Source organism: Isoptericola haloaureus (assembly GCF_036689775.1).
Taxonomy (GTDB): Bacteria; Actinomycetota; Actinomycetes; order Actinomycetales; family Cellulomonadaceae; genus Isoptericola; species Isoptericola haloaureus.
This window is the reverse complement of sequence record NZ_JBAGLP010000099.1, coordinates 56,077-81,017: the sequence shown is the minus strand read 5'-3', so window position 1 is coordinate 81,017 and position 24,941 is coordinate 56,077. Positions and strand designations below refer to the sequence as shown.

Genomic DNA, 24,941 nt, shown 5'->3' with positions numbered 1-24,941 from the left:
GGAACCACCCCGGCCGGCTCGCTCGACAGTCCCGACGGGCCGACGACGTCCCGCACCACCCATGGAAGAGACGCGCCCGCGTGCGGGTGCACAGGAGGACGGTGTTGATGACCACGCCGCAGCACTGGGTCGCGCCACCCGAGGCGCAGGGCCTCTACGACCCCGCGAGCGAGCACGACGCCTGTGGCGTCGCGTTCGTCGCGACACTGCGAGGGACCCCCGGGCGCGACATCGTCGACGCTGGCCTCACCGCCCTGCTCAACCTCGACCACCGCGGTGCGGTGGGTGCCGAGGAGGACAGCGGTGACGGAGCGGGCATCCTGACCCAGATCCCCGACGCCTTCCTGCGCGACGTGGTGGACGCCGAGCTCCCGCCGGCGGGCCAGTACGCCATCGGCATGGCGTTCCTGCCCCAGGAGCTCGAGGACGCGGACAAGCTCGCCCGGCGGTTCGAGACGATCGCCGCCGAGGAGAAGCTCGACGTCCTCGCCTGGCGCGACGTCCCGGTGACGGTCGACCTGGTGGGCCCGACCGCCCGAGCCTCGATGCCGACGTTCCGCCAGGTCGTGGTCGCCGACCCGCAGCGCGAGCTGGCGGGCATCGAGCTCGACCGTCGCGCCTACCGGCTGCGCAAGCGGGCGGAGAACGAGCTGGAGCTCTTCCTCGCCTCGCTGTCGGCCCGCACGCTGACGTACAAGGGCATGCTGACCACGGCCCAGCTCGAGCCGTTCTTCCCGGACCTGTCCGACCCGCGGTACGCCTCGGAGATCGCGCTGGTCCACTCCCGGTTCTCCACGAACACGTTCCCGTCGTGGCCGCTGGCCCAGCCGTTCCGCCTCATCGCCCACAACGGCGAGATCAACACCGTGCGCGGCAACCGCAACTGGATGGCGGCCCGCGAGGGCAAGCTGGCGAGCGAGGCGCTGGGCGACCTGGGCCCCCTGCTGCCGGTGTGCAGCCCGGGGTCCAGCGACTCCGCGAGCTTCGACGAGGTCCTCGAGCTCCTCCACCTCTCGGGCCGCTCGCTGCCGCACTCGGTGCTGATGATGGTCCCCGAGGCGTGGGAGAACCACGACGAGATGGACCCGGCGCGGCGCGCCTTCTACCAGTACCACGCGAACCTCATCGAGCCGTGGGACGGCCCGGCCTGCCTGACCTTCACCGACGGCACGCTGATCGGTGCCGTCCTGGACCGCAACGGTCTGCGTCCGGGCCGGTTCTGGGTCACCGAGGACGGGCTCGTCGTGCTGGGCTCCGAGGCGGGCGTGCTCGACCTCGACCCGGCCACGGTGGTGCGCAAGGGCCGCCTCGAGCCAGGCCGGATGTTCCTGGTCGACACCGCGCAGGGGCGCATCGTCGAGGACGACGAGGTCAAGTCCCAGCTCGCGTCCCAGCGCCCGTACGGCGAGTGGGTCGAGCAGAACTCGATCTCGCTGGACTCGCTGCCGGAGCGTGAGCACGTCGCCCACTCGCCGGCGTCGGTGCAGCGGCGCCAGCGGGCGTTCGGCTACACCTCCGAAGAGCTGAAGATCATCCTGACGCCGATGGCCAACACCTCGGCGGAGCCGCTCGGCGCGATGGGCTCGGACACCCCGGTGGCCGTGCTGTCGAACCGGCCGCGGCTGCTGTTCGACTACTTCACCCAGATGTTCGCCCAGGTGACCAACCCGCCGCTGGACTCGATCCGCGAGCAGCTGGTCACCTCGATCGGCAGCGCCATCGGCCCGGAGCCGAACCTGCTGGAGGCGACGCCGCAGCACGCCCGCAAGCTCGAGCTGCCGTTCCCGGTGCTGGACAACGACGAGCTGGCCAAGATCGTGCGCATCGAGCGCGACCAGCGGCTGGAGGGCGAGTTCCGCGCCGTCATCGTGCGCGGTCTCTACGACGTCTCGGGCGGCGGTCGCGCCCTGCACGCGCGGCTCGAGGAGATCTTCGCCCAGGTCGACGCCGAGATCGAGGCGGGCGCGACGCACATCGTGCTGTCGGACCGGGACTCGGACGCCGAGCGCGCCCCGATCCCGTCGCTGCTGCTCACCTCGGCCGTGCACCACCACCTGCTGCGTCGGCACACCCGCACGCAGATCTCGCTGGTCGTCGAGGCCGGCGACGTGCGCGAGGTCCACCACGTCGCGCTGCTCATCGGCTACGGCGCCGCGGCGGTGAACCCGTACCTGGCGATGGAGACCGTCGAGGACCTCGCCCGGCGCGGCTACCTCCAGGTCACCCCCGAGGCCGCGGTGAAGAACCTCATCACGGCGCTGGGCAAGGGCGTGCTCAAGGTGATGTCCAAGATGGGCATCTCCACGATCATGTCCTACCGGGGCGCGCAGGTCTTCGAGGCCGTCGGTCTGTCCCACGAGCTGGTCGACGACTACTTCACGGGCACCACGAGCCGCCTGGCCGGCATCGGCCTGGACGTCATCGCCGCCGAGACCGCCGCGCGGCACGCCGAGGCCTACCCGGCCTCGGGCAACCACACGCCGCACGAGCGCCTGACCACCGGTGGCGAGTACCAGTGGCGCCGGGACGGCGAGGAGCACCTCTTCGACCCGGAGACCGTGTTCCGCCTGCAGCACGCGACGCGCTCGGGCCGCATGGACATCTTCCGCCAGTACACCCAGCGGGTGGACGAGCAGTCCGAGCGGCTCATGACGCTGCGCGGCCTGCTGGAGTTCACCGGCGACCGCGAGCCCGTGCCGATCGACGAGGTCGAGCCGGTCAGCGAGATCGTCAAGCGCTTCAACACCGGCGCGATGTCCTACGGGGCCATCAGCCAGGAGATGCACGAGACGCTCGCCATCGCGATGAACCAGCTCGGCGGACGGTCGAACTCCGGCGAGGGCGGCGAGGACACCGAGCGCCTCTACGACCCCGAGCGCCGCTCGCGCGTCAAGCAGATCGCCTCGGGCCGGTTCGGCGTCACCAGCGAGTACCTCACGCAGGCCGACGACATCCAGCTCAAGCTCGCCCAGGGCGCCAAGCCCGGCGAGGGCGGTCAGCTGCCCGGACCCAAGGTCTACCCGTGGGTGGCCAAGACGCGGCACTCGACGCCGGGCGTCGGGCTGATCTCGCCGCCGCCGCACCACGACATCTACTCGATCGAGGACCTGGCGCAGCTCATCCACGACGCCAAGAACGCGAACCCGAGCGCCCGGGTGCACGTCAAGCTCGTCTCCGAGTTCGGCGTCGGCACCGTGGCCACGGGCGTGTCCAAGGCGCACGCGGACGTCGTGCTCATCTCCGGGCACGACGGCGGCACGGGCGCGAGCCCGCTGACCTCGCTGAAGCACGCGGGCACGCCGTGGGAGATCGGCCTGGCCGAGACGCAGCAGACCCTGGTGCTCAACAACCTGCGCGACCGCATCACGGTCCAGGTCGACGGGCAGATGAAGACCGGGCGCGACGTCGTCGTGGCCGCGCTGCTCGGCGCCGAGGAGTTCGGCTTCGCGACCGCGCCGATGGTCGTCTCGGGCTGCATCATGATGCGGGTCTGCCACCTGGACACCTGCCCGGTGGGCGTGGCCACGCAGAACCCCGAGCTGCGCCGCCGGTTCACCGGCAAGCCGGAGTTCGTCGTGAACTTCTTCGAGTACATCGCCGAGGAGGTCCGCGAGCACCTGGCGGCGCTCGGCTTCCGCTCCGTCGAGGAGGCCGTGGGCCAGGTCCAGCGCCTGGACACGCGCCGCGTCGTCGACCACTGGAAGGCCCAGGGCCTCAACCTGGCCCCGGTGCTGGAGCGGGTCGAGCCCGTGGAGGGGTCGTCGCTGCACCGCACGCACGACCAGGACCACGGCCTGGACAAGGCGCTCGACCAGCAGCTCATCGCCCAGGCCCGGCCCGCCCTGGAGGAGGGCCGGCCCGTGCGGATCGAGCTGCCGGTGCGCAACGTCAACCGGACGGTCGGCACCATGCTCGGTCACGAGGTGACCAAGCGGTACCGCGGCGACGGCCTGCCCGACGGCACCGTCGACGTGACCCTCACGGGGTCCGCGGGGCAGTCGTTCGGCGCCTTCGTGCCGCACGGCGTCACGCTGCGCCTGTACGGGGACGCGAACGACTACGTCGGCAAGGGCCTCTCCGGCGGCCGGCTGGTCGTCCGCCCGGACAAGGCCGCGGTGCTCGAGGGCGCGGCGAACGTCATCGCCGGCAACGTCATCGGCTACGGCGCCACCCGGGGCGAGATCTTCCTGCGTGGTCGCGTGGGGGAGCGCTTCGGCGTGCGCAACTCGGGGGCGACCCTCGTCGTCGAGGGCGTGGGCGACCACGGCTGCGAGTACATGACCGGCGGCGAGGTCCTCGTCCTGGGTCCGACCGGGCGGAACTTCGGCGCCGGCATGTCCGGCGGCATCGCCTACGTGCTCGACCTGCGCGACGCGGCGATGAACGCCGCCGCCGTGGCGTCCGGCGAGCTCGTCGTCGGCGCGCTCTCGGACGAGGACTGGGAGCGGGTGTCCGCGCTGCTGCAGCGGCACCTGGACGAGACCGGTTCGCCGGTGGCGGCCGAGCTGCTGGCCGACGAGGGCACGCGGGCCCGGTTCTCGCGCGTCCTCCCGCCCGGATGGGCCAACGTGCGCGTCGCGCTGGCCGAGGCCGAGTCGGCGGGCACGCCGCTCGGCGAGGGCGACGACTTCGACCCGACGCTGTGGGAGCGCATCATGGAGGTGGCTCGTGGCTGATCCCCGTGGATTCCTCAAGGTCCGGGAGCGCGAGCTCCCGCCGAGCAGGCCCGTCGAGGTCCGCCTGCGGGACTGGAAGGACACGTACGCGATCCGTGAGGACGGCCAGCCGTTCCTCAAGGAGCAGGCCGGACGCTGCATGGACTGCGGCATCCCGTTCTGCCACCAGGGGTGCCCGCTGGGCAACCTCATCCCGGAGTGGAACGACCTCGTGCGTACCGGCCAGTGGGCCGACGCCATCGAGCGGCTGCACGCGACGAACAACTTCCCCGAGTTCACCGGCCGGGTGTGCCCCGCGCCGTGCGAGACGAGCTGCGTGCTGGGCATCAACCAGCCCGCGGTGACGATCAAGAACATCGAGGTCTCGATCATCGACGAGGCGTTCGAGCGCGGTCTGGTCGTCCCGCAGGTCCCGCAGCGGCTGACGGGCAAGACCGTCGCCGTGGTCGGGTCCGGTCCGGCCGGCCTCGCCGCCGCCCAGCAGCTCACGCGCGCGGGCCACACCGTCGTCGTGTACGAGCGCGACGACGCCATCGGCGGTCTGCTGCGCTACGGCATCCCGGACTTCAAGCTCGAGAAGCACCACATCGACCGCCGGATGGCCCAGATGGAGGCCGAGGGCACGCGGTTCCGCGCCGGTGTGGAGATCGGCCGGGACGTGACGTGGGACGCGCTGCGCCGCCGCTTCGACTCCGTCGTGGTGGCCACCGGGGCCACGGTCCCGCGCGACCTGTCGATCCCGGGCCGCGACCTGGCCGGCGTCGAGTTCGCGATGGACTTCCTCACGCCGTCGAACAAGGCGGTGGCCGGCGACGCGGTCGAGGGCGCGCCGACGGCCGAGGGCAAGCACGTCATCGTCATCGGCGGTGGCGACACCGGGTCGGACTGCGTCGGCACCTCGCTGCGCCAGGGCGCCGCGAGCGTGACGACGCTCGCGATCGGCAAGAAGCCGCCGACGGAGCGTCCGGCGCACCAGCCCTGGCCCACGGACCCGATCCTGTTCGAGGTCTCGAGCTCGCACGAGGAAGGTGGGGAGCGCACGTTCCTCGCCTCGACGGTGGAGTTCCTCAGCGACGAGCAGGGCGCCGTGCGCGCCCTGACGGTCGCCGAGACGGAGTACCTCGAGGACGGTCGGCGCGTGCCCAAGGCGGGGACGGAGCACGAGATCCCGGCCGACCTGGTGCTCATCGCGATGGGCTTCACCGGGCCGGAGATCACGGACCTGGTGGACCAGACCGGCGTCGAGACGACCTCGCGCGGTCTGGTGCAGCGGCAGGACGACTACGCGTCCTCGCTGCCGGGCGTGTTCGTGGCCGGCGACGCCGGTCGTGGGCAGTCGCTGATCGTGTGGGCGATCGCCGAGGGCCGCGCCGCGGCCGCCGCGGCCGACGCCTACCTGCAGGGGACCACGGAGCTGCCGGCCCCGGTGGGCCCCCGCACCGTCGCCCTGAGAGGATGACAACGGACCCGGGCGCCGCCGTGGCGTCCGAGCGCGCCCCGGAAGTCGAGGGGCGGTACGACGATGAGGCTGGAGACATGCGCAGAGCGAAGATCGTGTGCACCATCGGACCCGCGACGGCGTCCCCGGAGAAGCTCCGGGAGCTGGTCGACGCAGGTATGGACGTGGCCCGGATCAACCGGAGCCACGGGGAGCAGTCGGAGCACGAGACCGTCTACCACGGGGTGCGCACGGCGGCGAAGGAGGCGGGACGCAACGTCGCCGTCCTCGTCGACCTGCAGGGCCCGAAGATCCGCCTGGGTCGGTTCGACGGCGACGAGAAGCACTTCCTCAACGAGGGCGACACCCTCACGATCACGACCGAGGACGTCGTGGGGACGCGGGAGCTCGTCTCGACGACCCACGAGGGCCTCCCGCAGGACGCTCGCGTCGGCGACCCGATCCTGATCGACGACGGCAAGGTCCGGGTGCGGGTCACCGCCGTCGAGGGGCCGCGCGTCGTCACCACGGTCGAGGTCCCGGGTCCGGTCTCCAACAACAAGGGCCTCAACCTGCCCGGCGTGGCCGTCTCGGTCCCCGCGCTGAGCGAGAAGGACACCGACGACCTGCGCTGGGCGCTGCGCATGGGCGCCGATCTCATCGCGCTGTCCTTCGTGCGCAACGCCGCCGACTACGACGACGTCCGCAAGATCATGGACGAGGAGGGCCGGGTCGTCCCGGTCATCGCCAAGATCGAGAAGCCGCAGGCCGTCGACAACCTCGAGGAGGTCGTCGCGGCGTTCGACGGCTTCATGGTGGCCCGCGGCGACCTCGCGGTCGAGATGCCGCTCGAGCAGGTCCCGCTCGTGCAGAAGCGCATCGTGGAGATGGCCCGCCGCAACGCCAAGCCGGTGATCGTGGCCACCCAGGTGCTGGAGTCGATGACCACCAGCCCGCGCCCGACCCGTGCCGAGGCCTCGGACTGCGCCAACGCCGTCCTCGACGGTGCCGACGCGGTCATGCTCTCCGGCGAGACGTCCGTCGGCGACTACCCGATCCTCACGGTCGAGACGATGGCCTCGATCATCCAGGCCACCGAGGGTGCCGGCCGCGAGCGCATCGCGCCGCTGGGTTCGACGCCGCACACCCGCGGGGGGATCATCACGCGGGCCGCGGCGGAGATCGCCAACTCGCTGGAGGCCAAGTACCTGGTCACCTTCACCCAGTCGGGCGACTCGGCCAAGCGCATGTCGCGCCTGCGCTCGGGCATCCCGCTGCTGGCCTTCACCCCGGAGGAGTCGGTCCGCAACGTGCTGGCCCTGACCTGGGGCACCGTCAGCTACCAGGTGCCGAAGGTCGGTTCGGTCGACGCGATGGTCGGCCAGGTCGACCAGACGCTGCAGGCCAACGGCCTCGCCGAGGTCGGCGACCGGGTCGTCATCGTCTCGGGTGCGCCGGTGGGCGTGCCCGGCACGACGAACTCGATCCTCGTGCACAAGGTGGGCAGCCACACCGACGCCCACGCGATCGCCGAGTGACACCTCCCCGCCGCGGCGGGTGAGACGACGAGGGGCCCGGACCGCTGCGGCGGTCCGGGCCCCTCGTCGTCTGGTGCCCCGGGTGGGATTCGAACCCACACTGGATCGGGTTTGAGCCGAACGCCTCTGCCGGTTGGGCTACCGGGGCGCTGAGGCTGCGCACCATCGAACCACACGGCCGCGCGGGCGCCCAATCCGGTCTCGCCGCCGCCGTGGCGTGCGCACGGTCACACCACGTGCGGAGCGCCCGGGGTGCACGACCTGCGGTCCGGGGGATTACGATGTCTCCTGTGACCGACGAGAAGCTGCCGCTCGACCTGCCCCCGATGATCGACCAGGAGTCTGCCGAGTCGCCGGAGCCGGCGCCTGCGGCGGGCAAGCCTGCCCGCCGGGCGGTGGTGGCCGAGGACGAGGCCCTGATTCGCATGGACGTCGTCGAGACGCTCCGCGAGGCGGGTTTCGACGTCGTCGGTGAGGCCGGCGACGGCGAGACCGCCGTGAACCTCGCGACCGAGCTCAAGCCGGACGTCGTCGTCATGGACGTCAAGATGCCCGAGCTGGACGGCATCTCCGCGGCGGAGCGGATCGGCAAGGCCCACGCCGCCCCGGTCGTGCTGCTCACGGCCTTCTCCCAGACCGAGCTCGTCGAGCGGGCGCGCGACGCCGGCGCGATGGCGTACGTCGTGAAGCCGTTCACACCGGCGGACCTGCTGCCCGCGGTGGAGATCGCCATCTCCCGCTACCAGCAGATCGGCGCCCTGGAGTCCGAGGTCGCCGACCTCCAGGACCGCTTCGAGACCCGCAAGCGCGTCGACCGGGCGAAGGGCCTGCTCATGACGAAGATGGGCCTCAGCGAGCCGGAGTCGTTCCGCTGGATCCAGAAGACGTCGATGGACCGTCGTCTGACCATGCGCGAGGTCGCGGACGCCGTGATCGACCAGGTCGGCGCGTCCTGACCCAGGTTTGTGCAACTCCCCGGTGACGACTATCGTCGCCGGGGAGTTGTTATCTTTCCGTGATCTCTCGGACGAGGGATCCGCTGTCGGGAGGGAGCGTCGATGCGTGCAGCGGTCGAGGTCCGCACCGCCGACGAGGACGACCTGTGGGCCGTGGCGGACATGTCCGCCGCGCTCGGGCCCGAGGGGGCGAACGGGGCGACGGCCGAGCCGGCGCGCGTCCGCGAGCACCTGAGCGTCTTCGTCGCGGCCGGGGGCGAGGTGCTCGTCGCCCGTTCGGAGCACGGCGTCGTCGGCTTCCTCCTCGCGCGCCCGCTCGCGCCGCAGCTGTACTCGACCACGCCGAGCCTGTACGTCGACGCGATCCTGGTCGCGCCCCAGGCGCGGCGCCAGGGCGTCGGCCGTGCGCTGCTCGCGGCGGCGCTGCGGACGGCGGTCGTCCACGGCGCGGAGTCCGTCTACTGCGCGCCGGCGCCGGGCGCCCGCGAGATGCAGCGCTTCCTCGCGCGCGTCGGGTTCGCGCCCGCGGCCGGCCACCGGGTGGTCCCGGTCTCCGTGCTCGAGCGGTGGCTCGCCCAGGAGCCGGGCGGCGGCCCGACCGTGGTCCGGCGGCGCGACGGCGGTCGCCGTCGGCGGGACCAGACTCGCGCGGCGATCGAGGACCTCGTGGCGCGCCGCCGCCGGGCGCGCGAGGCGGGCCTGCCGACGGGCCCGGTCGACCTGCGGGCGTTCCAGGAGCAGCGCACCGCGGAGCACGAGACGCCCGACGGCTCCCCGGCCGAGCCGACCTCGCACGTGTCCTGACTCAGGTGTCCAGCACGAGGCACGTCAGCCGGGCGCTGGCCACGCGACGTCCGTCGTCGTCCACGACCTCGATCTCGTAGCAGGCCGTCGACCTGCCCCGGTGCACCGCCGTCGCCACGCCGTGCACCGACCCCGAGCGCACGCCGCGATGGTGGGTGACGCTGAGCTCGGTGCCGACCGCCGCCCGTCCCGGTCCGGCGTGGACCTGCGCGGCCACCGAGCCGAGCGTCTCGGCCAGCGTCGCCGTCGCGCCGCCGTGCAGCAGGCCGGCGGGCTGGGTGTTGCCCGCCACGGGCATGCTCGCCCGGGCCCCGTCGGCGCTCACCTCCACCAGGTCGATGCCGGTGCGCTCCAGGAGGGTCCCCGCGGCCGCCTCCCGCCAGGCGTCCACGTCCTGGGGGAAGGAATCACTGTCAGACATGGCAGATAGATTGGCACCCGTGACGACCTCAGCGCGAACCGCCGGCCGCCCCCGCCTCCTGCTCGTCGACGGGCACTCGATGGCCTACCGGGCCTTCTACGCCCTGCCGGACACCCTGGCCACCACCAGCGGGCAGGTCACCAACGCCGTGTACGGCTTCACCTCGATGCTCACCAACCTGCTGCGCGACGAGGAGCCGACGCACGTGGCCGTGGCCTTCGACGCCGGTCGCGTGACCTTCCGCACGGAGCGGTTCGCGGAGTACAAGGCGCAGCGCGAGGCCACGCCCGAGGTGTTCCGCGGCCAGGTGCCGCTGATCCACGAGGTGCTGGAGTCCCTGCGCGTGCCGGTGCTGCAGCGCGCGGGCATCGAGGCGGACGACATCCTGGCGACGCTGGCCCGGCAGGGGACCGAGGCGGGCCTGGAGGTGCTCGTCTGCTCGGGCGACCGCGACGCCCTGCAGCTCGTCACCGACGACGTCACCGTGCTCTACCCGAAGAAGGGCGTCTCGGAGCTCACGCGGATGACGCCGGAGGCCGTCGAGGCCAAGTACAAGGTGCCGCCCGCGCGCTACCCCGACCTGGCGGCGCTCGTCGGCGAGACGAGCGACAACCTGCCGGGCATCCCCGGCGTCGGTCCCGGGGTCGCGGCCAAGTGGATCACCCAGTTCGGCGACCTCGACTCCCTGCTGGAGCGCCGCGACGAGGTCGGCGGCAAGCGGGGCGAGGCCCTGCGCGAGCACGTCGAGCAGGTCCGGCTGAACCGCGAGCTCAACGCGCTGCTGACCGACGTGGACCTCCCGCTGGGGATCGACGACCTCGCGGTGGCCGGCTTCGACCGCGAGGCGGTCCACCGGGTGGCCGACACCCTCGAGTTCGGGGCGCTGCGCGACCGCCTCCTGGCGGTCGACCCCGCCGGCGGCGACGCCACGGTCGCGCCGACGGCGTCCCTCGAGGTCGACCGGCACGACGGCCCTCTCGCGGACTGGCTGACCGCCCGGGCGGGCGCTCTCGTGGGCGTCGACGTCACCGGGGTGCGGCGACCGGGTGCCGGCGACGCGTGGCAGGTGGCCCTGGCCACCGCGAGCGACGGGGGCCGGGCCGACGCCGTCGTCGTCGACCTCGCCGACGTCGACGACGCCGACGAGCGGGCCCTGCGCGACTGGCTGTCCGACGCGCAGGCGCCGAAGGCCGTGCACGGGGCCAAGGCGGCCTGGCACATGCTGTCCGCGCGGGGGGCGGACCTCCTCGGTGTCCAGGTGGACACCGAGCTCGCGGCGTACCTGTGCTACCCCGACCAGCGCGGCTACGACCTCGGCGACCTCGTGGTCCGCCACCTGGGCCGCGAGCTGACCGTCGAGGACGGCGGTGCCCAGGGCGCGCTGGACCTCGCGCTGGAGGCGGGGCCCCCGGGGGCCGACGCGGCGGGCCGTGCCGTGGCCGTGGTGGACCTGGCCGCAGCGCTCGGCGAGCGTCTCGTCGACCGAGGCGCGCGCGGACTGCTCGACGACGTCGAGCTCCCGCTGTCCGGGGTGCTGGCCCGCATGGAGGCCACCGGCATCGCGGCCGACACGACGTTCCTCACCGAGCTCGAGCAGCACTTCGCGCAGCGGGTGGGGACCTCGGCCGCCGAGGCGTACGACGTCATCGGCCGCGAGGTGAACCTGGGCAGCCCGAAGCAGCTGCAGGAGGTCCTCTTCGACCAGCTCGGCATGCCGAAGACGAAGAAGATCAAGACCGGGTACACGACGGACGCCGCCTCGCTGCAGGACCTGTTCGTCAAGACCGAGCACCCCTTCCTGGCCCACCTGCTGGCCCACCGGGACGCGGCCAAGCTGCGCACCACCGTCGAGGGGCTCCTCAAGGCGGTGCACCCGGACGGCCGGATCCGCACCACGTTCCAGCAGACGATCGCGGCCACCGGCCGCCTCAGCTCGACCGACCCGAACCTGCAGAACATCCCGATCCGCACCGAGGCCGGTCGGCGCATCCGGCGCGCGTTCACGGTCGGGGAGGGGTACGCCGAGCTCGTCACGGCGGACTACAGCCAGATCGAGATGCGGATCATGGCGCACCTGTCGGGCGACGCCGGGCTCATCGAGGCGTTCCGCTCCGGCGAGGACCTGCACCGCTACGTCGGGTCCCGCGTGTTCGACGTCGAGCCGGCGGCGGTGACCCCCGAGATGCGCGCCAAGGTCAAGGCGATGAGCTACGGGCTCGCCTACGGGCTCAGCGCCTTCGGGCTGTCCCAGCAGCTCACCATCCCCACCGGTGAGGCGCAGGCCCTCATGGACGACTACTTCACGCGGTTCGGGGGCGTGCGCGACTACCTGACCGGGGTCGTCGAGGAGGCGCGCGCGACCGGGTACACGGCGACCCTCCTCGGGCGCCGGCGCTACCTGCCGGACCTGACCAGCGACAACCGTCAGCGCCGTCAGATGGCCGAGCGGATGGCGCTGAACGCCCCGATCCAGGGCAGCGCCGCCGACATCATCAAGCTGGCGATGCTGGGCGTGCAGCGCGAGCTCGACGAGAAGGAGCTGCGCTCGCGGCTGCTGCTGCAGGTCCACGACGAGCTCGTGGTCGAGGTCGCCGCGGGGGAGCGGGAGGTCGTGGAGGACGTGCTGCGCCGGCAGATGGGCGGCGCGGTCGAGCTCGACGTCCCCCTGGACGTCTCGGTGGGTGCCGGCCAGACCTGGCACGACGCCGCCCACTGAGCGGCTCGGCCCGGCGCGGGCGCGGGTACCGGCCCGGTCGTCAGTCCTTCGTGGCGACGAAGACGGCGGTGCCGGGCAGGTAGTGCCCGCGCTCGGGACCCCAGCCGCCCCACGTCTGGGCGTTCCAGGCCGGCCACTCGGGCTCGACGACGTCGCGCAGCCGCAGCCCGGCCGCCGCCACGTCGCGGACGTGGTCGCCCAGGGTGCGGTGGTACTCGGCGTAGACCACGTGACCGCCCTCGGCCTCGACGTAGGGGCGGCGGTCGAAGTAGGACCGGTGGGCGGTCAGCCCGGCGAGCGTCGGGTCGTCGGGGAAGGCCCAGCGCACCGGGTGCGTGACCGAGAAGACCCAGCGCCCGCCGTCGCGCAGCACCCGCGCGGCCTCGGCGTGCACGCGGTGGGCGTCCGGGACGAAGGGGATCGCGCCGAACGAGGTGAAGACGACGTCGAACGAGCCGTCGGCGAACGGCAGGTCACGGGCGTCGGCCTCCACCAGCGGCACCGGCGTGCCCGACCGCCGGGAGATCTCCGCCGCGGCGTCCAGCATCGCGGGGGCCACGTCGGTCGCCACGACGTCCGCGCCGCGGGCGGCGAGCCAGCGCGAGCAGTGGGCGGCCCCCGCGCCGACCTCCAGCACCCGGGCGCCCTGCGGGGGCCCCAGGAGCCCGGCCTCGGCCTCGGTCAGCCCCTCCGGCCCCCAGCGGAAGCCGGCGTCGCCGAGGAAGGCGCCGTGGTCGTCGAGGTACTCCTCGGCGTGCGCGTCCCACCACCGTCGCGCGGCGGTGCCGTCGTCGTCGGTGGTGCGGTATCCGAACCATGGATCGCTCACGTCCCACATCCTGTCACCTGTCACCTGGACGACACACGGAGCCGATAGCCTCGGGGTGCCCGTCCCCAGCGAACCGGAGGAGAACACCGTGCGCGTAGGACTGCTGACCGGAGGCGGGGACGTCCCCGGGCTCAACGCGGCGATCAGGGCCGTGGTCAAGCGGGGAGAAGGCGAGCACGGGCACACCATCGTCGGTTTCCGCCACGGGTGGCGCGGGCTGGCCGACGGCGACGTGATGCCCCTGACCCGGTCCCACATCCGCAACGTGCTCCCGACGGGCGGCACGCTGCTCGGCACCGCCCGCTACCACCCGCACGCCGACGACGGGGGGCTGGACGCCGTGCGCGCCACCCTCGAGGAGGAGCGGATCGAGGCGCTGATCTGCATCGGCGGCGACGGGACGCTCCACGCGGCGAGCAAGGTCGCCGAGTCCGGCGTCCGCATCGTCGCCGTGCCCAAGACGATCGACAACGACGTCTGGGGCACGGACCGCTCCATCGGTTTCGACACGGCCGTCAACATCGCCACCGAGGCCGTCGACCGGATCCACACGACGGCGGAGAGCCACAACCGGGTGATGATCGTCGAGGTCATGGGCCGGCACGCCGGGTGGATCGCGACGACGGCCGGCATCGCCGGAGGTGCCGAGCTGGTGCTCGCCCCGGAGGAGCCGTTCGACATCGACCGGGTCGTCCGCTTCCTGCAGCACCGCCACCGCGCCCACGCGAGCTTCTCCATCATCGTGGTCGCCGAGGGCGCGGTGCCGCTGGAGGGCTCGTCGATGCAGTACGAGACGCAGCTCGGCCCGTTCGGGGAGATCGTGGCGGGCGCGATCAGCGAGCGCCTCGGCGCGGAGATCGCCGACCGCACCGGGTTCGACACCCGCGTGACGATCCTGGGTCACGTCCAGCGCGGCGGGACGCCGACGCCGGCCGACCGGATCCTCGGGTCCCGTCTCGGGGTCGCGGCGATCGACGCGGTCTCGGCGGGGGAGTCGGGCGTCATGACGGCCCTGCGCGGCGACGACGTCGTCCTGGTCCCGCTGACGGACATCGCGGGGAAGGTCAAGCAGGTGCCGGCCGAGATGCTGGAGGTCGCCCGCGCGCTCGCGTGAGCGGGACCGGCTCCGGGGCACCGGGTGACCGGGTGACCGGGTGACCGGGTGACCGGGTGACCAGGCTCTCGGGTGAAGGTCGGGGCAGCGGCGTTGACCCTCTCAGGTCACCCCGATAGGATTGTGGGCGGTGCAGTGCGCCTGTGCGCGTGCGTCATCCCCGATGATCCGGCTCGCCGTCGGACGTGCGTCGCCGGACGCCGTGATCGGGTCGCCGTCGCCGGGAGGGTCTGCACCACGACCATGTCCGTACTACGCCCTGTCCGCATCGGAGCTACCACTCAATGACCATCTCCACCACGAAGTCCGCCCCGCAGGTTGCCGTCAACGACATCGGCACCGAAGAGGACTTCCTTGCCGCCGTCGACTCCACCATCAAGTACTTCAACGATGGTGACATCGTCGAAGGCACGATCGTCAAGGTCGACCGCGACGAGGTCCTCCTCGACATCGGCTACAAGACGGAGGGCGTGATCCCGTCTCGTGAGCTGTCCATCAAGCACGACGTGGACCCGGGCGAGGTCGTCGCCGTCGGCGACGCCGTCGAGGCCCTCGTCCTCCAGAAGGAGGACAAGGAAGGCCGTCTGATCCTGTCCAAGAAGCGCGCCCAGTACGAGCGCGCCTGGGGCACGATCGAGCAGATCAAGGAGGACGACGGCGTCGTCACCGGTACCGTCATCGAGGTCGTCAAGGGTGGTCTCATCCTCGACATCGGCCTGCGTGGCTTCCTGCCGGCCTCCCTCGTCGAGATGCGTCGCGTCCGCGACCTCGCGCCGTACGTCGGCCGCGAGATCGAGGCCAAGATCATCGAGCTGGACAAGAACCGCAACAACGTGGTCCTGTCCCGCCGCGCCTGGCTCGAGCAGACGCAGTCCGAGGTTCGCTCCACCTTCCTGCAGACGCTGCAGAAGGGCCAGGTGCGCCCGGGTGTCGTCTCCTCGATCGTCAACTTCGGTGCGTTCGTCGACCTCGGTGGGGTCGACGGCCTCGTGCACGTCTCCGAGCTGTCCTGGAAGCACATCGACCACCCGTCCGAGGTCGTCGAGGTCGGCCAGGAGGTCACGGTCGAGGTGCTCGACGTCGACTTCGACCGCGAGCGCGTCTCCCTGTCGCTGAAGGCGACGCAGGAGGACCCGTGGCAGACCTTCGCCCGCACCCACGCCATCGGCCAGGTCGTGCCGGGCAAGGTCACCAAGCTGGTGCCGTTCGGCGCGTTCGTCCGCGTCGAGGACGGCATCGAGGGCCTGGTGCACATCTCCGAGCTGGCGGTCCGCCACGTCGAGCTGCCCGAGCAGGTCGTCCAGGTGGGTGCCGAGGTCTTCGTCAAGGTCATCGACATCGACCTCGAGCGTCGCCGCATCTCGCTGTCGCTCAAGCAGGCCAACGAGGGCATGGACCCGGAGTCCGAGGACTTCGACCCGGCGCTCTACGGCATGGCCGCCGAGTACGACGAGAACGGCGAGTACAAGTACCCGGAGGGCTTCGACCCGGAGACCAACGAGTGGCTCGAGGGCTTCGAGACCCAGCGCGAGGCCTGGGAGGCCGAGTACGCCAAGGCGCACTCGCGCTGGGAGTCGCACCGCGAGCAGGTCCGTGCGGCGCTCTCGGCCGACGCCGAGGCCGCGGCCGGCGACGTCGTCTCCAGCAGCACCGGCGGCGCGTCCGCGTCCTCGTCCTACTCCTCGGCGGCCCCGGCCCCGCAGGAGGACACCGGCGGCACGCTGGCGTCCGACGAGGCCCTGGCTGCTCTGCGCGAGAAGCTGACCGGCAACTGATCCGGCTCACGGCGGGTCCACGGACCCGCCCGGCCTGATCGACGGCCCGTCGCCCCTGTCCGGGGCGGCGGGCCGTCGTCGCGTTCCGGGCACGAAGGTTGTGGGCATGAACTCTGCCGTGGGACGACCCTTTCCCCCTGCAGAATTCATGCCCACAGCTGTTCAGGCGATGGTCAGGCCCGCTCGTGGTCCGCGAACTGCGCCCGGTACACCTCGGCGTAGTGCCCGCCCGCGGCGAGCAGGTCGAGGTGCGTGCCCTGCTCGACGACGCGTCCGTCGTCGAGCACGACGATCCGGTCGGCGTGGCGCACCGTCGACAGGCGGTGGGCGATCACGAGTGCCGTGCGCCCCTGCAGCGCCACGTCGAGAGCTGCCTGCACGGCGGCCTCCGACTCCGAGTCCAGGTGCGCCGTGGCCTCGTCCAGCACGATGACGTCGGGCCCCTTGAGCAGCACGCGCGCGATCGCGAGCCGTTGCCGCTCACCGCCCGAGAGCCGGTAGCCGCGGTCGCCGACGACCGTGTCGAGGCCGTCGGGCATCTGCGCCACGACGGGCCACAGGTGCGCGGCGTGCAGCGCCTGCTCGAGATCGTCGTCCGTGGCGTCGGGCCGGGCGTACCGCAGGTTGGCGGCCACGGTGTCGTGGAACAGGTGGGCGTCCTGGGAGACCACGCCCACCGTGGCGCGCAGGGAGGCGAAGGACGCCCGCCGCAGATCGGTGCCGGCGACCCGGACGGTCCCGGCCGTCGGGTCGTACAGCCGGCTGACCAGGTGGGAGAGCGTCGTCTTCCCGGCGCCGGAGGGCCCGACGAGGGCGACCATGGCGCCCGCGGGGACGACGAAGGAGACGTCGCGCAGGGTGTCCCGGTCGGGGTCCTTGCGGGCCGCGGCGACCGACTCCAACGAGGCCAGCGAGACCTCGTCGGACCGGGGGTAGCGGAACGTCACGTGCTCCAGCTCGATCCCGGCGCCCTCGCGGCGGACCGCGTCGCGCAGGTCGTCGGCGTCCGGGGCCTCGGTCAGCGCCGGCCGGAGGTCGAGCACCTCCAGGACCCGCTCGAAGCTGACCAGCGCGGTCATGACGTCGACCTGGACGTTCGACAGGGCCGCCAGGGGTGCGTACAGCCGCCCGAGGTAGGCGGTGAGCGCCACGAGCGTGCCGACGGTGATCTGCCCGGTGAGGGCCTGCAGCCCGCCGACACCGTAGGTCAGGGCGATCGCGACGGAGGCCAGCGTCGTCAGGCCGACCCGGAACCACGTGGCGTACACCGCGCGGCGGACGCCGACGTCGCGCAGGAGGCGGACCTGGTCGGCGTAGGCCGCGGACTCGCGGTCCGGAGCGCCGAAGACCTTGGCGAGCTGGGCACCGGCGACGTTGAACCGCTCGTTCATCGTCTGTCCGACGTCGGCGTTGAGGTCGTAGGTGGTCCGGGTCAGGGCCGCCAGCCGGCGTCCGAACCAACGGGCGGGCAGGACGAAGGCGGGGACCAGCAGCAGGGAGAGCAGCGTGAGCTGCCACGACATCACCAGCATGGCCGCGAGCGTGAACACGACCGTCAGACCGTTCGAGACGACCGACTGCAGGGTCGCGGTGAACGCCTGCTGCGCTCCGAGGACGTCGCCGTTGAGGCGCTGCACGAGAGCGCCGGTGCGGGCGCGGGCGAAGAACGCCAGCGGCATGCGCTGGACGTGGTCGAAGACGGCGGTGCGCAGGTCGACGATGAGCCCTTCGCCGACCAGGGCGGCCACCCAGCGCTCGGCGAGGGAGAGCCCGGCGCCGGCGAGGGCGAGCCCGACCGCGGCCGCGGCGAGGCCGACGACCAGCTCGCGGTCGCCGCCGGCGATCCCGTCGTCGATGATGCGGCGGAACAGCAGCGGCGTGACCGCGCCGGCGGCGGCGCTGAGGGTCAGCAGGCCGACCAGACCGGCCAGGTGGTGGCGGTAGGGCCGCGCGAACGCGAGGATGCGGCGCAGCGTCGACCGCGACAGCCGCCGGTCGGTGACCGACCGGTCCTGGAGGAAGGACCGCATGGGCCCGCCGCCGGGTCCGCCGGTCGGTCGCGCCGGGCCGGGCCCGGGTCCGCTCGCACTCATGGCGGGAAGCCTACGGGCCGGGCAGGATGGTGCCCATGTTTCGCATGGGGCTCACGGGCGGGATCGCGGCCGGCAAGTCCGTCGCGGCGCAGCGGCTGGCGGACCTCGGGGCGGTCGTCATCGACCACGACCTGTTGGCCCGGGACGCCGTCGCGCCCGGGTCCGTCGGTCTGACCGAGGTCGTCGACGCCTTCGGACCGGGGGTGCTGTCCGACGACGGCTCGCTCGACCGGCCCGCGCTGGGACGCCGGGTCTTCGGTGACGACGACGCGCGTCGCCGCCTGGAGGAGATCGTGCACCCGGAGGTCCGGCGGCTGGCCGCGGAGCGCGAGGCCGCCGCCGGCGCGGCGGACCCGCGGGCCGTCGTCGTGCACGACATCCCTCTGCTGGTCGAGACGGGGCAGGCGGACCACTTCCACCTGCTCGCCGTGGTCGACGCCCCGGCGCAGCAGCGGGTGGAGCGCCTGGTGGCGACGCGCGGGCTCGACGAGGGCGAGGCCCGCGACCGCGTCGCGGCGCAGGCGAGCGACGCCGAGCGTCGCGAGCTGGCGGACGTGCTGCTGGACGGCACGGGGTCGCCGGACGACCTGCGCCGCCAGGTCGACGAGCTGTGGGCCCGGGTCCGCCAGGAGGTGGCGGAGGAGCTCGACGCCGAGGAGCTCGAGCACTGAGCCCCCGGCGGCTGCCGGTAGGGTGCCCGCGATCGGAGGTGTGCTCGTGCGGGTGCTGGTGACGGGGTTCGAACCGTTCGGCGGTGACACGGTCAACGAGTCGTGGCAGGCCACGACGGCGTTGGCCACCGACTGGCGTGCGGCACGGGACGGCGCCGAGCTCGTCGTCGCGCCGTTGCCGGTGACGTTCTCCGCGGGGCCCGCCGAGCTGCTCCGGCTGCTCGGCCGGCACTCCCCGGACGTCGTGGTGGCCACCGGCCTGGCGGGCGGGACCGAGGCGGTGCGGCTCGAGCGCGTCGCCGTCAACGTCGCCGACGCGCGGATCCCCGACAACGCCGGGGCGCAGCCCGTCGACGAGGCGGTCGTCGGCGACGGCCCGGCCGCCTACTTCTCGACCTTGCCCCTCAAGGCGGCGTGGAGCGCGGTGCGGTCCGACGGCGTGCCCGCGACCGTCAGCAACACGGCGGGCACGTACGTGTGCAACGCCACCTTCTACGCCCTGCAGCACGCCCTGGCGGGCCGGCCCGCCGTGCGCTCCGGGTTCGTGCACGTCCCGCGCGCCGCGCAGCTCGACGTGGCGTCCTCGGCCCGTGCCCTGCGGGCGGTCGTGCTCACGACGGCGGCGGCGGTGCGGGGCGAGCTGTCCGAGCCGCGGCTCGCCGCCGGCGCCGAGCACTGACCGCTCCTGCACGGACCGCGGGCCCCGTCGATGTCGGTCGCGGGACGTACCGTGGTGGCATGCGACCCGTGACCGACCTGCAGCGGACCGTGGCCCCGTTCGAGGTGGTCTCGGAGTACCAGCCCAGCGGCGACCAGCCCACCGCCATCGCCGAGCTCGCCGAGCGCATCCAGGCGGGGGAGAAGGACGCCGTGCTCCTCGGCGCCACCGGCACCGGCAAGAGCGCCACGACGGCCTGGCTCATCGAGAAGCTGCAGCGCCCGACGCTCATCATGGCGCCGAACAAGACCCTCGCCGCCCAGCTCGCCACGGAGTTCCGCGAGCTGCTGCCGCACAACGCCGTCGAGTACTTCGTCTCGTACTACGACTACTACCAGCCCGAGGCGTACATCGCGCAGACGGACACCTACATCGAGAAGGACTCCTCGATCAACGACGAGGTGGAGCGGCTGCGGCACTCGGCGACGTCGTCGCTGCTGACGCGGCGCGACACGGTCGTCGTGGCGTCGGTGTCGTGCATCTACGGCCTGGGCACCCCGCAGGAGTACGTCGACCGGATGGTGCGCCTCTCCGTCGGCGACGTCGTCGAGCGCGACGACCTCCTGCGCCAGTTCGTCCAGATGCAGTACACGCGCAACGACATGTCCTTCACGCGCGGGACCTTCCGGGTCCGCGGCGACACGGTCGAGATCATCCCGGTGTACGAGGAGCTCGCGGTACGCATCGAGATGTTCGGCGACGAGATCGAGACCATCCAGACGCTGCACCCCCTGACCGGGGAGGTCGTGCGCACCGAGCAGAGCATCTACCTGTTCCCCGCGACCCACTACGTCGCCGGCCCCGAGCGGATGGAGCGGGCGGTGTCGAGCATCGAGGCCGAGCTCGAGGCACGGCTGGCCGACCTGGAGAAGCAGAACAAGCTGCTCGAGGCGCAGCGGCTGCGCATGCGCACGACCTACGACATCGAGATGATGCGCTCCATCGGGACCTGCAACGGCATCGAGAACTACTCGCGGCACATCGACGGGCGTGAGGCGGGCTCGCCGCCCAACACCCTGCTCGACTACTTCCCCGAGGACTTCCTGCTCGTCATCGACGAGTCCCACGTGACGGTCCCGCAGATCGGCGCGATGTTCGAGGGCGACATGTCGCGCAAGCGGTCCCTCGTGGACCACGGGTTCCGCCTGCCCAGCGCCACCGACAACCGGCCGCTGCGCTGGGAGGAGTTCGTCGAGCGGATCGGTCAGACCGTGTACCTCTCCGCGACCCCGGGCGACTACGAGCTGTCCATGTCCGACGGCGTGGTCGAGCAGATCATCCGTCCCACGGGGCTCGTCGACCCGGAGGTCCACGTCAAGCCGACCACCGGGCAGATCGACGACCTCCTGGGCGAGATCCGCGACCGCGTGGACCGCAACGAGCGCGTCCTGGTGACGACGCTGACGAAGAAGATGGCCGAGGACCTCACCGACTACCTGCTCGGCAAGGACGTGCGGGTGCGCTACCTGCACTCGGAGGTGGACACGCTGCGCCGGGTGGAGCTGCTGCGCGAGCTGCGGCTCGGGGAGTACGACGTGCTGGTCGGCATCAACCTGCTGCGCGAGGGCCTCGACCTGCCCGAGGTGTCGTTGGTCGCGATCCTCGACGCGGACAAGGAGGGCTTCCTGCGCTCCGAACGCTCCCTGATCCAGACGATCGGTCGCGCGGCCCGCAACGTCACCGGTCAGGTCCACATGTACGCCGACAAGGTCACCCCCGCGATGCGGTTCGCGCTGGACGAGACCGACCGGCGCCGGGAGAAGCAGCTCGCCTACAACGCCGAGCACGGGATCGACCCCCAGCCGCTGCGCAAGAAGATCGCCGACGTCACCGACATGCTCGCCCGGGAGGACATCGACACCGCCGAGCTGCTCGCCGGCGGCTACCGCAAGGCGCCGGACCGCGCCGCCCGCGGGGGCGCGCCGGTGCCCGGTGCGCCCAAGGAGGGCGCGACGTCCGGCAACCGGCTCGCCGGTCTCGCCGCGACCGAGCTGGCGGAGCTCATCCAGGAGCTCAGCGACCAGATGCACACGGCCGCGGCCGAGCTGCAGTTCGAGGTGGCGGCACGCCTGCGGGACGAGATCGGCGGGCTCAAGAAGGAGCTGCGGCAGATGCGCGAGGCCACCGGCTGACCGTGCACGGCCGGGTGGCCGTCCCGGCCGTGCCGTATGCTGGCACCTCGTTGAAGGGGAGTATTCCCGAGCGGTGACGTCGTCATCACGGCCGGCGCGGACGTCGGCCCGGCGTCACCGGTCTCGCAACCACCAGCCCGCGCCACCTGCGGGTGCGCGTGGCGGTGCGTGGCGGAAGAGACCTTCGGTCACAGTGCTGCGTACCGGAGGAACCACGCATGGATGTCGCCCCCTGGGTCTGGATCGTCACCGTCGGGATGATCCTGGCGATGCTCGCCGTCGACTACGTCGGGCACGTGCGCACGCCGCACGCCCCGACCCTGAAGGAGTCGGCCTGGTGGTCGGTCGCCTACGTCGCCGTGGCGCTCGTGTTCGGCCTCATCGTGCTCGCCGGGTGGGGACCCACCTACGGTGGCGAGTACTTCGCCGGCTACATCACCGAGAAGTCGCTGAGCGTGGACAACCTGTTCGTGTTCGTGCTGATCATGACCAGCTTCCGCGTCCCGCGCCAGCACCAGCAGCGGGTCCTGCTCGTCGGCATCACCATCGCCCTGGTGCTGCGCACGATCTTCATCCTGGCGGGCGCCGCGCTCATCGCGAACTTCGCCTGGATCTTCTACCTCTTCGGGGCGTTCCTCATCTGGACGGCGATCGCCCAGGCCCGTGCCGGGACCGACCACGACGAGGAGTACACCGAGAACGCCGTGCTGCGGCTGACCCGCCGGATCCTGCCGACGACCGACGACTACGTCGAGCACCACATGGTCACGAAGGTCGACGGCAAGCGGTACGTCACGCCGATGCTCATCGTCATGATCGCCATCGGCAGCGCCGACCTGCTGTTCGCCGTCGACTCGATCCCGGCCATCTTCGGGCTCACCCAGGAGACCTACCTCGTCTTCGCGGCCAACGCCTTCTCGCTGCTCGGCCTGCGCCAGCTCTACTTCCTCGTCGACGGCCTGCTGGACCGTCTCGTGTACCTCAACTACGGGCTCGCGGCGATCCTCGGGTTCATCGGCGTCAAGCTCGTGATCCACGCGCTGCACACCAACGAGCTGCCGTTCGTCAACGGCGGCGAGCACATCGAGGTCGTCCCCGAGATCCCCACCAGCGTCTCGCTGTCGTTCATCGTGGTGGTCCTGGCGATCACCACCGTGGCGTCGCTGATGAAGAGCCGCCGGGAGGAACGCGTCGGCGTGTCGTCCTCGGGTGACGCGTGACCCACGAGCTCCCGGTCTGGTTCGAGGCCGCGTCCCTCGCCCTGATGGTCGCGGTCCTCGTCACCGACCTGGTCGTGGTCGGCCGCCGGCCGCACGTGCCCTCGATGCGGGAGTCCGCGACCTGGGTGGCGTTCTACGTCGGCCTCGCCCTGCTCTACGGGCTCGTCGTGTGGGCCGTCGGCGGCTCGCAGCCCGCGGGGGAGTTCTACGCGGGCTGGGTCACCGAGTACTCCCTGAGCGTCGACAACCTCTTCGTGTTCGTGCTCATCATGTCGCGGTTCGCCGTGCCGCGGGAGCACCAGCAGCGGGTGCTGATGGTCGGGATCATCATCGCCCTGGTCCTGCGCGGGGCGTTCATCCTCGCCGGGGCGGCCCTGCTCGAGCAGTTCACGTGGCTGTTCTACCTGTTCGGCGCGTTCCTGGTGTACACCGCCGTCAAGCTCGCCGTCGGCGAGGACGACGACGAGGAGTTCCGGGAGAACGCCATGATCCGCGCGCTGCGCCGCGTGCTGCCGCTGAGCCCCGGGTACGACGGCGCCAGGGTGCGCACCGTCGTCGACGGCCGGCGGGTCTGGACCCCGATGCTCGTGGTGTTCGTGGCCATCGGGACCACCGACCTGCTGTTCGCCTTCGACTCCATCCCCGCCATCTTCGGCCTGACCCAGGACCCCTTCCTCGTGTTCGCCACGAACCTGTTCGCGCTGATGGGGCTGCGCCAGCTGTACTTCCTGCTCGGCGGGCTGCTGGACCGTCTGGTCTACCTGCCGGTCGCGCTCGCGGTCATCCTCGGCTTCATCGGCGTCAAGCTCGTGCTGGAGGCCCTGCACGCCAACACGCTGCCGTTCGTCAACGGCGGTGAGCCCGTCCCGTGGGCGCCGGAGGTGCCCATCTGGCTGTCGCTGGTCGTCATCGTCGGTGCGCTGGGCGTGGCGACGGCGGCCAGCCTGCTGCGGACCCGCCGCGGCCGGGCGCTCGCCGACCGCGAGGACGCCGACCGCGACTGACGGGTCAGCCGGCGAGGGACCCGATGACGGGAACCCAGCGGCGCACGGTCGCCTCGACGACGAGCCCGTCGCGGCGGAACGGGTCGTCGTCGAGCAGCGCCAGCGCCGCGGTCTCGTCCTCGGCCTCGAGCACGATCAGGGCGCCTGCCGCGGCCTGCCCCGTCGGCGGCAGTGGCCCGGAGACGACCACCGACCCCTCCTCGTGCAGCGCGCCGAGGAACGCGCGGTGCTCGGGCCGGACGGCGTCGAGCCGTTCGGCGTCGGGGGAGTAGGTGTACGTCACGACGAAGGTGGCCATGACGCCATCCAAGCACGGCGGCGCGGCGTCGGGCGCGGTCGTCCGCGACGCCCTAGCATCCGGTCCAGGTGCTGCCGACGGGGCGGCCGAGGCCGAAGGGACCGCGCCGTGACCCGCAGCAGACAGTCGACCAGCTCCCGGACCGTCGGGGCGTGGGTCGCCGCCGCGCTCGTCCCGGTGGGCTTCCTGCTCGGCCTCGTCCTGACGTACGTGCTCGAGGGAGTGCTCGCGGGGTCGACGGTCGGTGACGAGCGGTCGCTCACCGCCGATCTCGTGGGCGCGCTGCTGACGATCGTGCTCGTCGTGGTGCCGGCGTCGGCGGCGTGGAGGCTGGGGCGTCGTGCCGAGAAGGACGGGGACCCGCGGGGTGCCTACCCCCGGCTGGTCGGTGGGGTGCTGGGGGGTCTCGGCGTCGCCGTGGTGGTGGTCCAGCTCGTCGTGAACGCGTCCTCCGGCGCCTACTGATCCGCGTCCGCGTCCGCGCCCGCAGAGGCGCCGGGGCCTGCGGTGACATGGAACACCTGTACGAATGTCGGCC

18 protein-coding genes and 1 tRNA gene are annotated in these 24,941 nt (G+C 72.3%); 14 read left to right on the top strand and 5 right to left on the bottom strand.

Features of this window, described 5'->3' with window-relative positions; all coding sequences use genetic code 11:
• The first annotated feature begins 107 nt into the window (after positions 1–107).
• The 3 genes from gltB (at position 108) to pyk (ending at position 7,652) form a co-directional block, all read left to right on the top strand.
• Entirely contained in the window at positions 108–4,676 is a 4,569-nt protein-coding gene (gltB, locus tag V5O49_RS01440) for a glutamate synthase large subunit (RefSeq protein WP_332900668.1), read from the top strand.
• Positions 4,669–6,135 (top strand): glutamate synthase subunit beta, encoded by a 1,467-nt coding sequence (locus V5O49_RS01435; RefSeq protein ID WP_332900667.1) that lies wholly within the window; start codon positions 4,669–4,671, stop codon positions 6,133–6,135. Before gltB ends, V5O49_RS01435 begins: the two co-directional genes overlap by 8 nt.
• 77 nt (positions 6,136–6,212) lie before the next feature.
• Positions 6,213–7,652: a pyruvate kinase gene (gene pyk / locus V5O49_RS01430; protein ID WP_332900666.1), complete on the top strand. Its 1,440-nt coding sequence runs from the start codon at positions 6,213–6,215 to the stop codon at positions 7,650–7,652.
• Positions 7,653–7,723: 71 nt separating this feature from the next.
• Here the strand turns inward: pyk and V5O49_RS01425 are convergent.
• A tRNA-Leu gene (locus V5O49_RS01425) sits at positions 7,724–7,800 on the bottom strand.
• Positions 7,801–7,933: 133 nt separating this feature from the next.
• Here V5O49_RS01425 and V5O49_RS01420 point away from each other — a divergent pair.
• Positions 7,934–8,608, top strand: coding sequence for an ANTAR domain-containing response regulator (locus V5O49_RS01420; RefSeq protein ID WP_405001125.1), 675 nt, complete (start codon positions 7,934–7,936; stop codon positions 8,606–8,608).
• Positions 8,609–8,710: 102 nt separating this feature from the next.
• On the top strand, positions 8,711–9,412 hold the full coding sequence (locus V5O49_RS01415; RefSeq protein ID WP_278237306.1) for a GNAT family N-acetyltransferase: 702 nt from the start codon (positions 8,711–8,713) through the stop codon (positions 9,410–9,412).
• Between the two features lies 1 nt (position 9,413).
• Here V5O49_RS01415 and V5O49_RS01410 read toward each other — a convergent pair whose 3' ends face one another.
• Positions 9,414–9,833, bottom strand: a complete 420-nt coding sequence (locus V5O49_RS01410) for a PaaI family thioesterase (RefSeq protein WP_332900665.1) — start codon at positions 9,831–9,833, stop codon at positions 9,414–9,416.
• On the opposite strand from V5O49_RS01410, the gene polA reads away from it, so the two are divergent.
• A complete protein-coding gene (polA, locus tag V5O49_RS01405; protein ID WP_332900664.1) occupies positions 9,832–12,549 on the top strand; it encodes a DNA polymerase I in 2,718 nt (905 codons plus the stop codon). The two genes, V5O49_RS01410 and polA, sit on opposite strands and share 2 nt — an antisense overlap.
• 40 nt (positions 12,550–12,589) lie before the next feature.
• Here polA and V5O49_RS01400 read toward each other — a convergent pair whose 3' ends face one another.
• The gene (locus tag V5O49_RS01400) at positions 12,590–13,387 is read right to left on the bottom strand and encodes a class I SAM-dependent methyltransferase (protein WP_332900663.1); all 798 of its coding nucleotides are present in this window, start codon (positions 13,385–13,387) and stop codon (positions 12,590–12,592) included.
• A gap of 79 nt (positions 13,388–13,466) precedes the next feature.
• On the opposite strand from V5O49_RS01400, the gene V5O49_RS01395 reads away from it, so the two are divergent.
• Together V5O49_RS01395 and rpsA are read left to right on the top strand one after the other, a co-directional pair.
• On the top strand, positions 13,467–14,492 hold the full coding sequence (locus tag V5O49_RS01395; protein WP_332900662.1) for a 6-phosphofructokinase: 1,026 nt from the start codon (positions 13,467–13,469) through the stop codon (positions 14,490–14,492).
• A gap of 284 nt (positions 14,493–14,776) precedes the next feature.
• Positions 14,777–16,267, top strand: a complete 1,491-nt coding sequence (rpsA, locus tag V5O49_RS01390) for a 30S ribosomal protein S1 (RefSeq protein ID WP_278237310.1) — start codon at positions 14,777–14,779, stop codon at positions 16,265–16,267.
• Positions 16,268–16,440: 173 nt separating this feature from the next.
• Here the strand turns inward: rpsA and V5O49_RS01385 are convergent, their stop codons facing one another.
• Positions 16,441–18,360 (bottom strand): ABC transporter ATP-binding protein, encoded by a 1,920-nt coding sequence (locus tag V5O49_RS01385; protein WP_332900661.1) that lies wholly within the window; start codon positions 18,358–18,360, stop codon positions 16,441–16,443.
• Positions 18,361–18,395: 35 nt separating this feature from the next.
• On the opposite strand from V5O49_RS01385, the gene coaE reads away from it, so the two are divergent.
• The 5 genes from coaE to V5O49_RS01360 all read left to right on the top strand — a co-directional run bounded on the left by coaE (position 18,396) and on the right by V5O49_RS01360 (position 24,105).
• Complete coding sequence (gene coaE / locus V5O49_RS01380; RefSeq protein ID WP_332900660.1) at positions 18,396–19,031, top strand: dephospho-CoA kinase; 636 nt, start codon at positions 18,396–18,398, stop codon at positions 19,029–19,031.
• 22 nt (positions 19,032–19,053) lie between these two features.
• The gene (locus V5O49_RS01375; protein ID WP_332900659.1) at positions 19,054–19,710 is read left to right on the top strand and encodes a pyroglutamyl-peptidase I; all 657 of its coding nucleotides are present in this window, start codon (positions 19,054–19,056) and stop codon (positions 19,708–19,710) included.
• Positions 19,711–19,769: 59 nt separating this feature from the next.
• Positions 19,770–21,881 (top strand): excinuclease ABC subunit UvrB, encoded by a 2,112-nt coding sequence (uvrB, locus tag V5O49_RS01370; protein ID WP_332900658.1) that lies wholly within the window; start codon positions 19,770–19,772, stop codon positions 21,879–21,881.
• Positions 21,882–22,099: 218 nt separating this feature from the next.
• On the top strand, positions 22,100–23,101 hold the full coding sequence (locus V5O49_RS01365; protein ID WP_332900657.1) for a TerC family protein: 1,002 nt from the start codon (positions 22,100–22,102) through the stop codon (positions 23,099–23,101).
• The gene (locus tag V5O49_RS01360; RefSeq protein ID WP_349771079.1) at positions 23,098–24,105 is read left to right on the top strand and encodes a TerC family protein; all 1,008 of its coding nucleotides are present in this window, start codon (positions 23,098–23,100) and stop codon (positions 24,103–24,105) included. The genes V5O49_RS01365 and V5O49_RS01360 overlap by 4 nt, the downstream gene beginning before the upstream one ends.
• Positions 24,106–24,109: 4 nt before the next feature.
• On the opposite strand, the gene V5O49_RS01355 is transcribed toward V5O49_RS01360, so the two are convergent.
• The gene (locus V5O49_RS01355; protein WP_332900656.1) at positions 24,110–24,403 is read right to left on the bottom strand and encodes a YciI family protein; all 294 of its coding nucleotides are present in this window, start codon (positions 24,401–24,403) and stop codon (positions 24,110–24,112) included.
• A 108-nt stretch (positions 24,404–24,511) separates the two neighbouring features.
• On the opposite strand from V5O49_RS01355, the gene V5O49_RS01350 reads away from it, so the two are divergent.
• Positions 24,512–24,868, top strand: coding sequence for a hypothetical protein (locus tag V5O49_RS01350; RefSeq protein WP_332900655.1), 357 nt, complete (start codon positions 24,512–24,514; stop codon positions 24,866–24,868).
• Positions 24,869–24,941 lie beyond the last annotated feature (73 nt).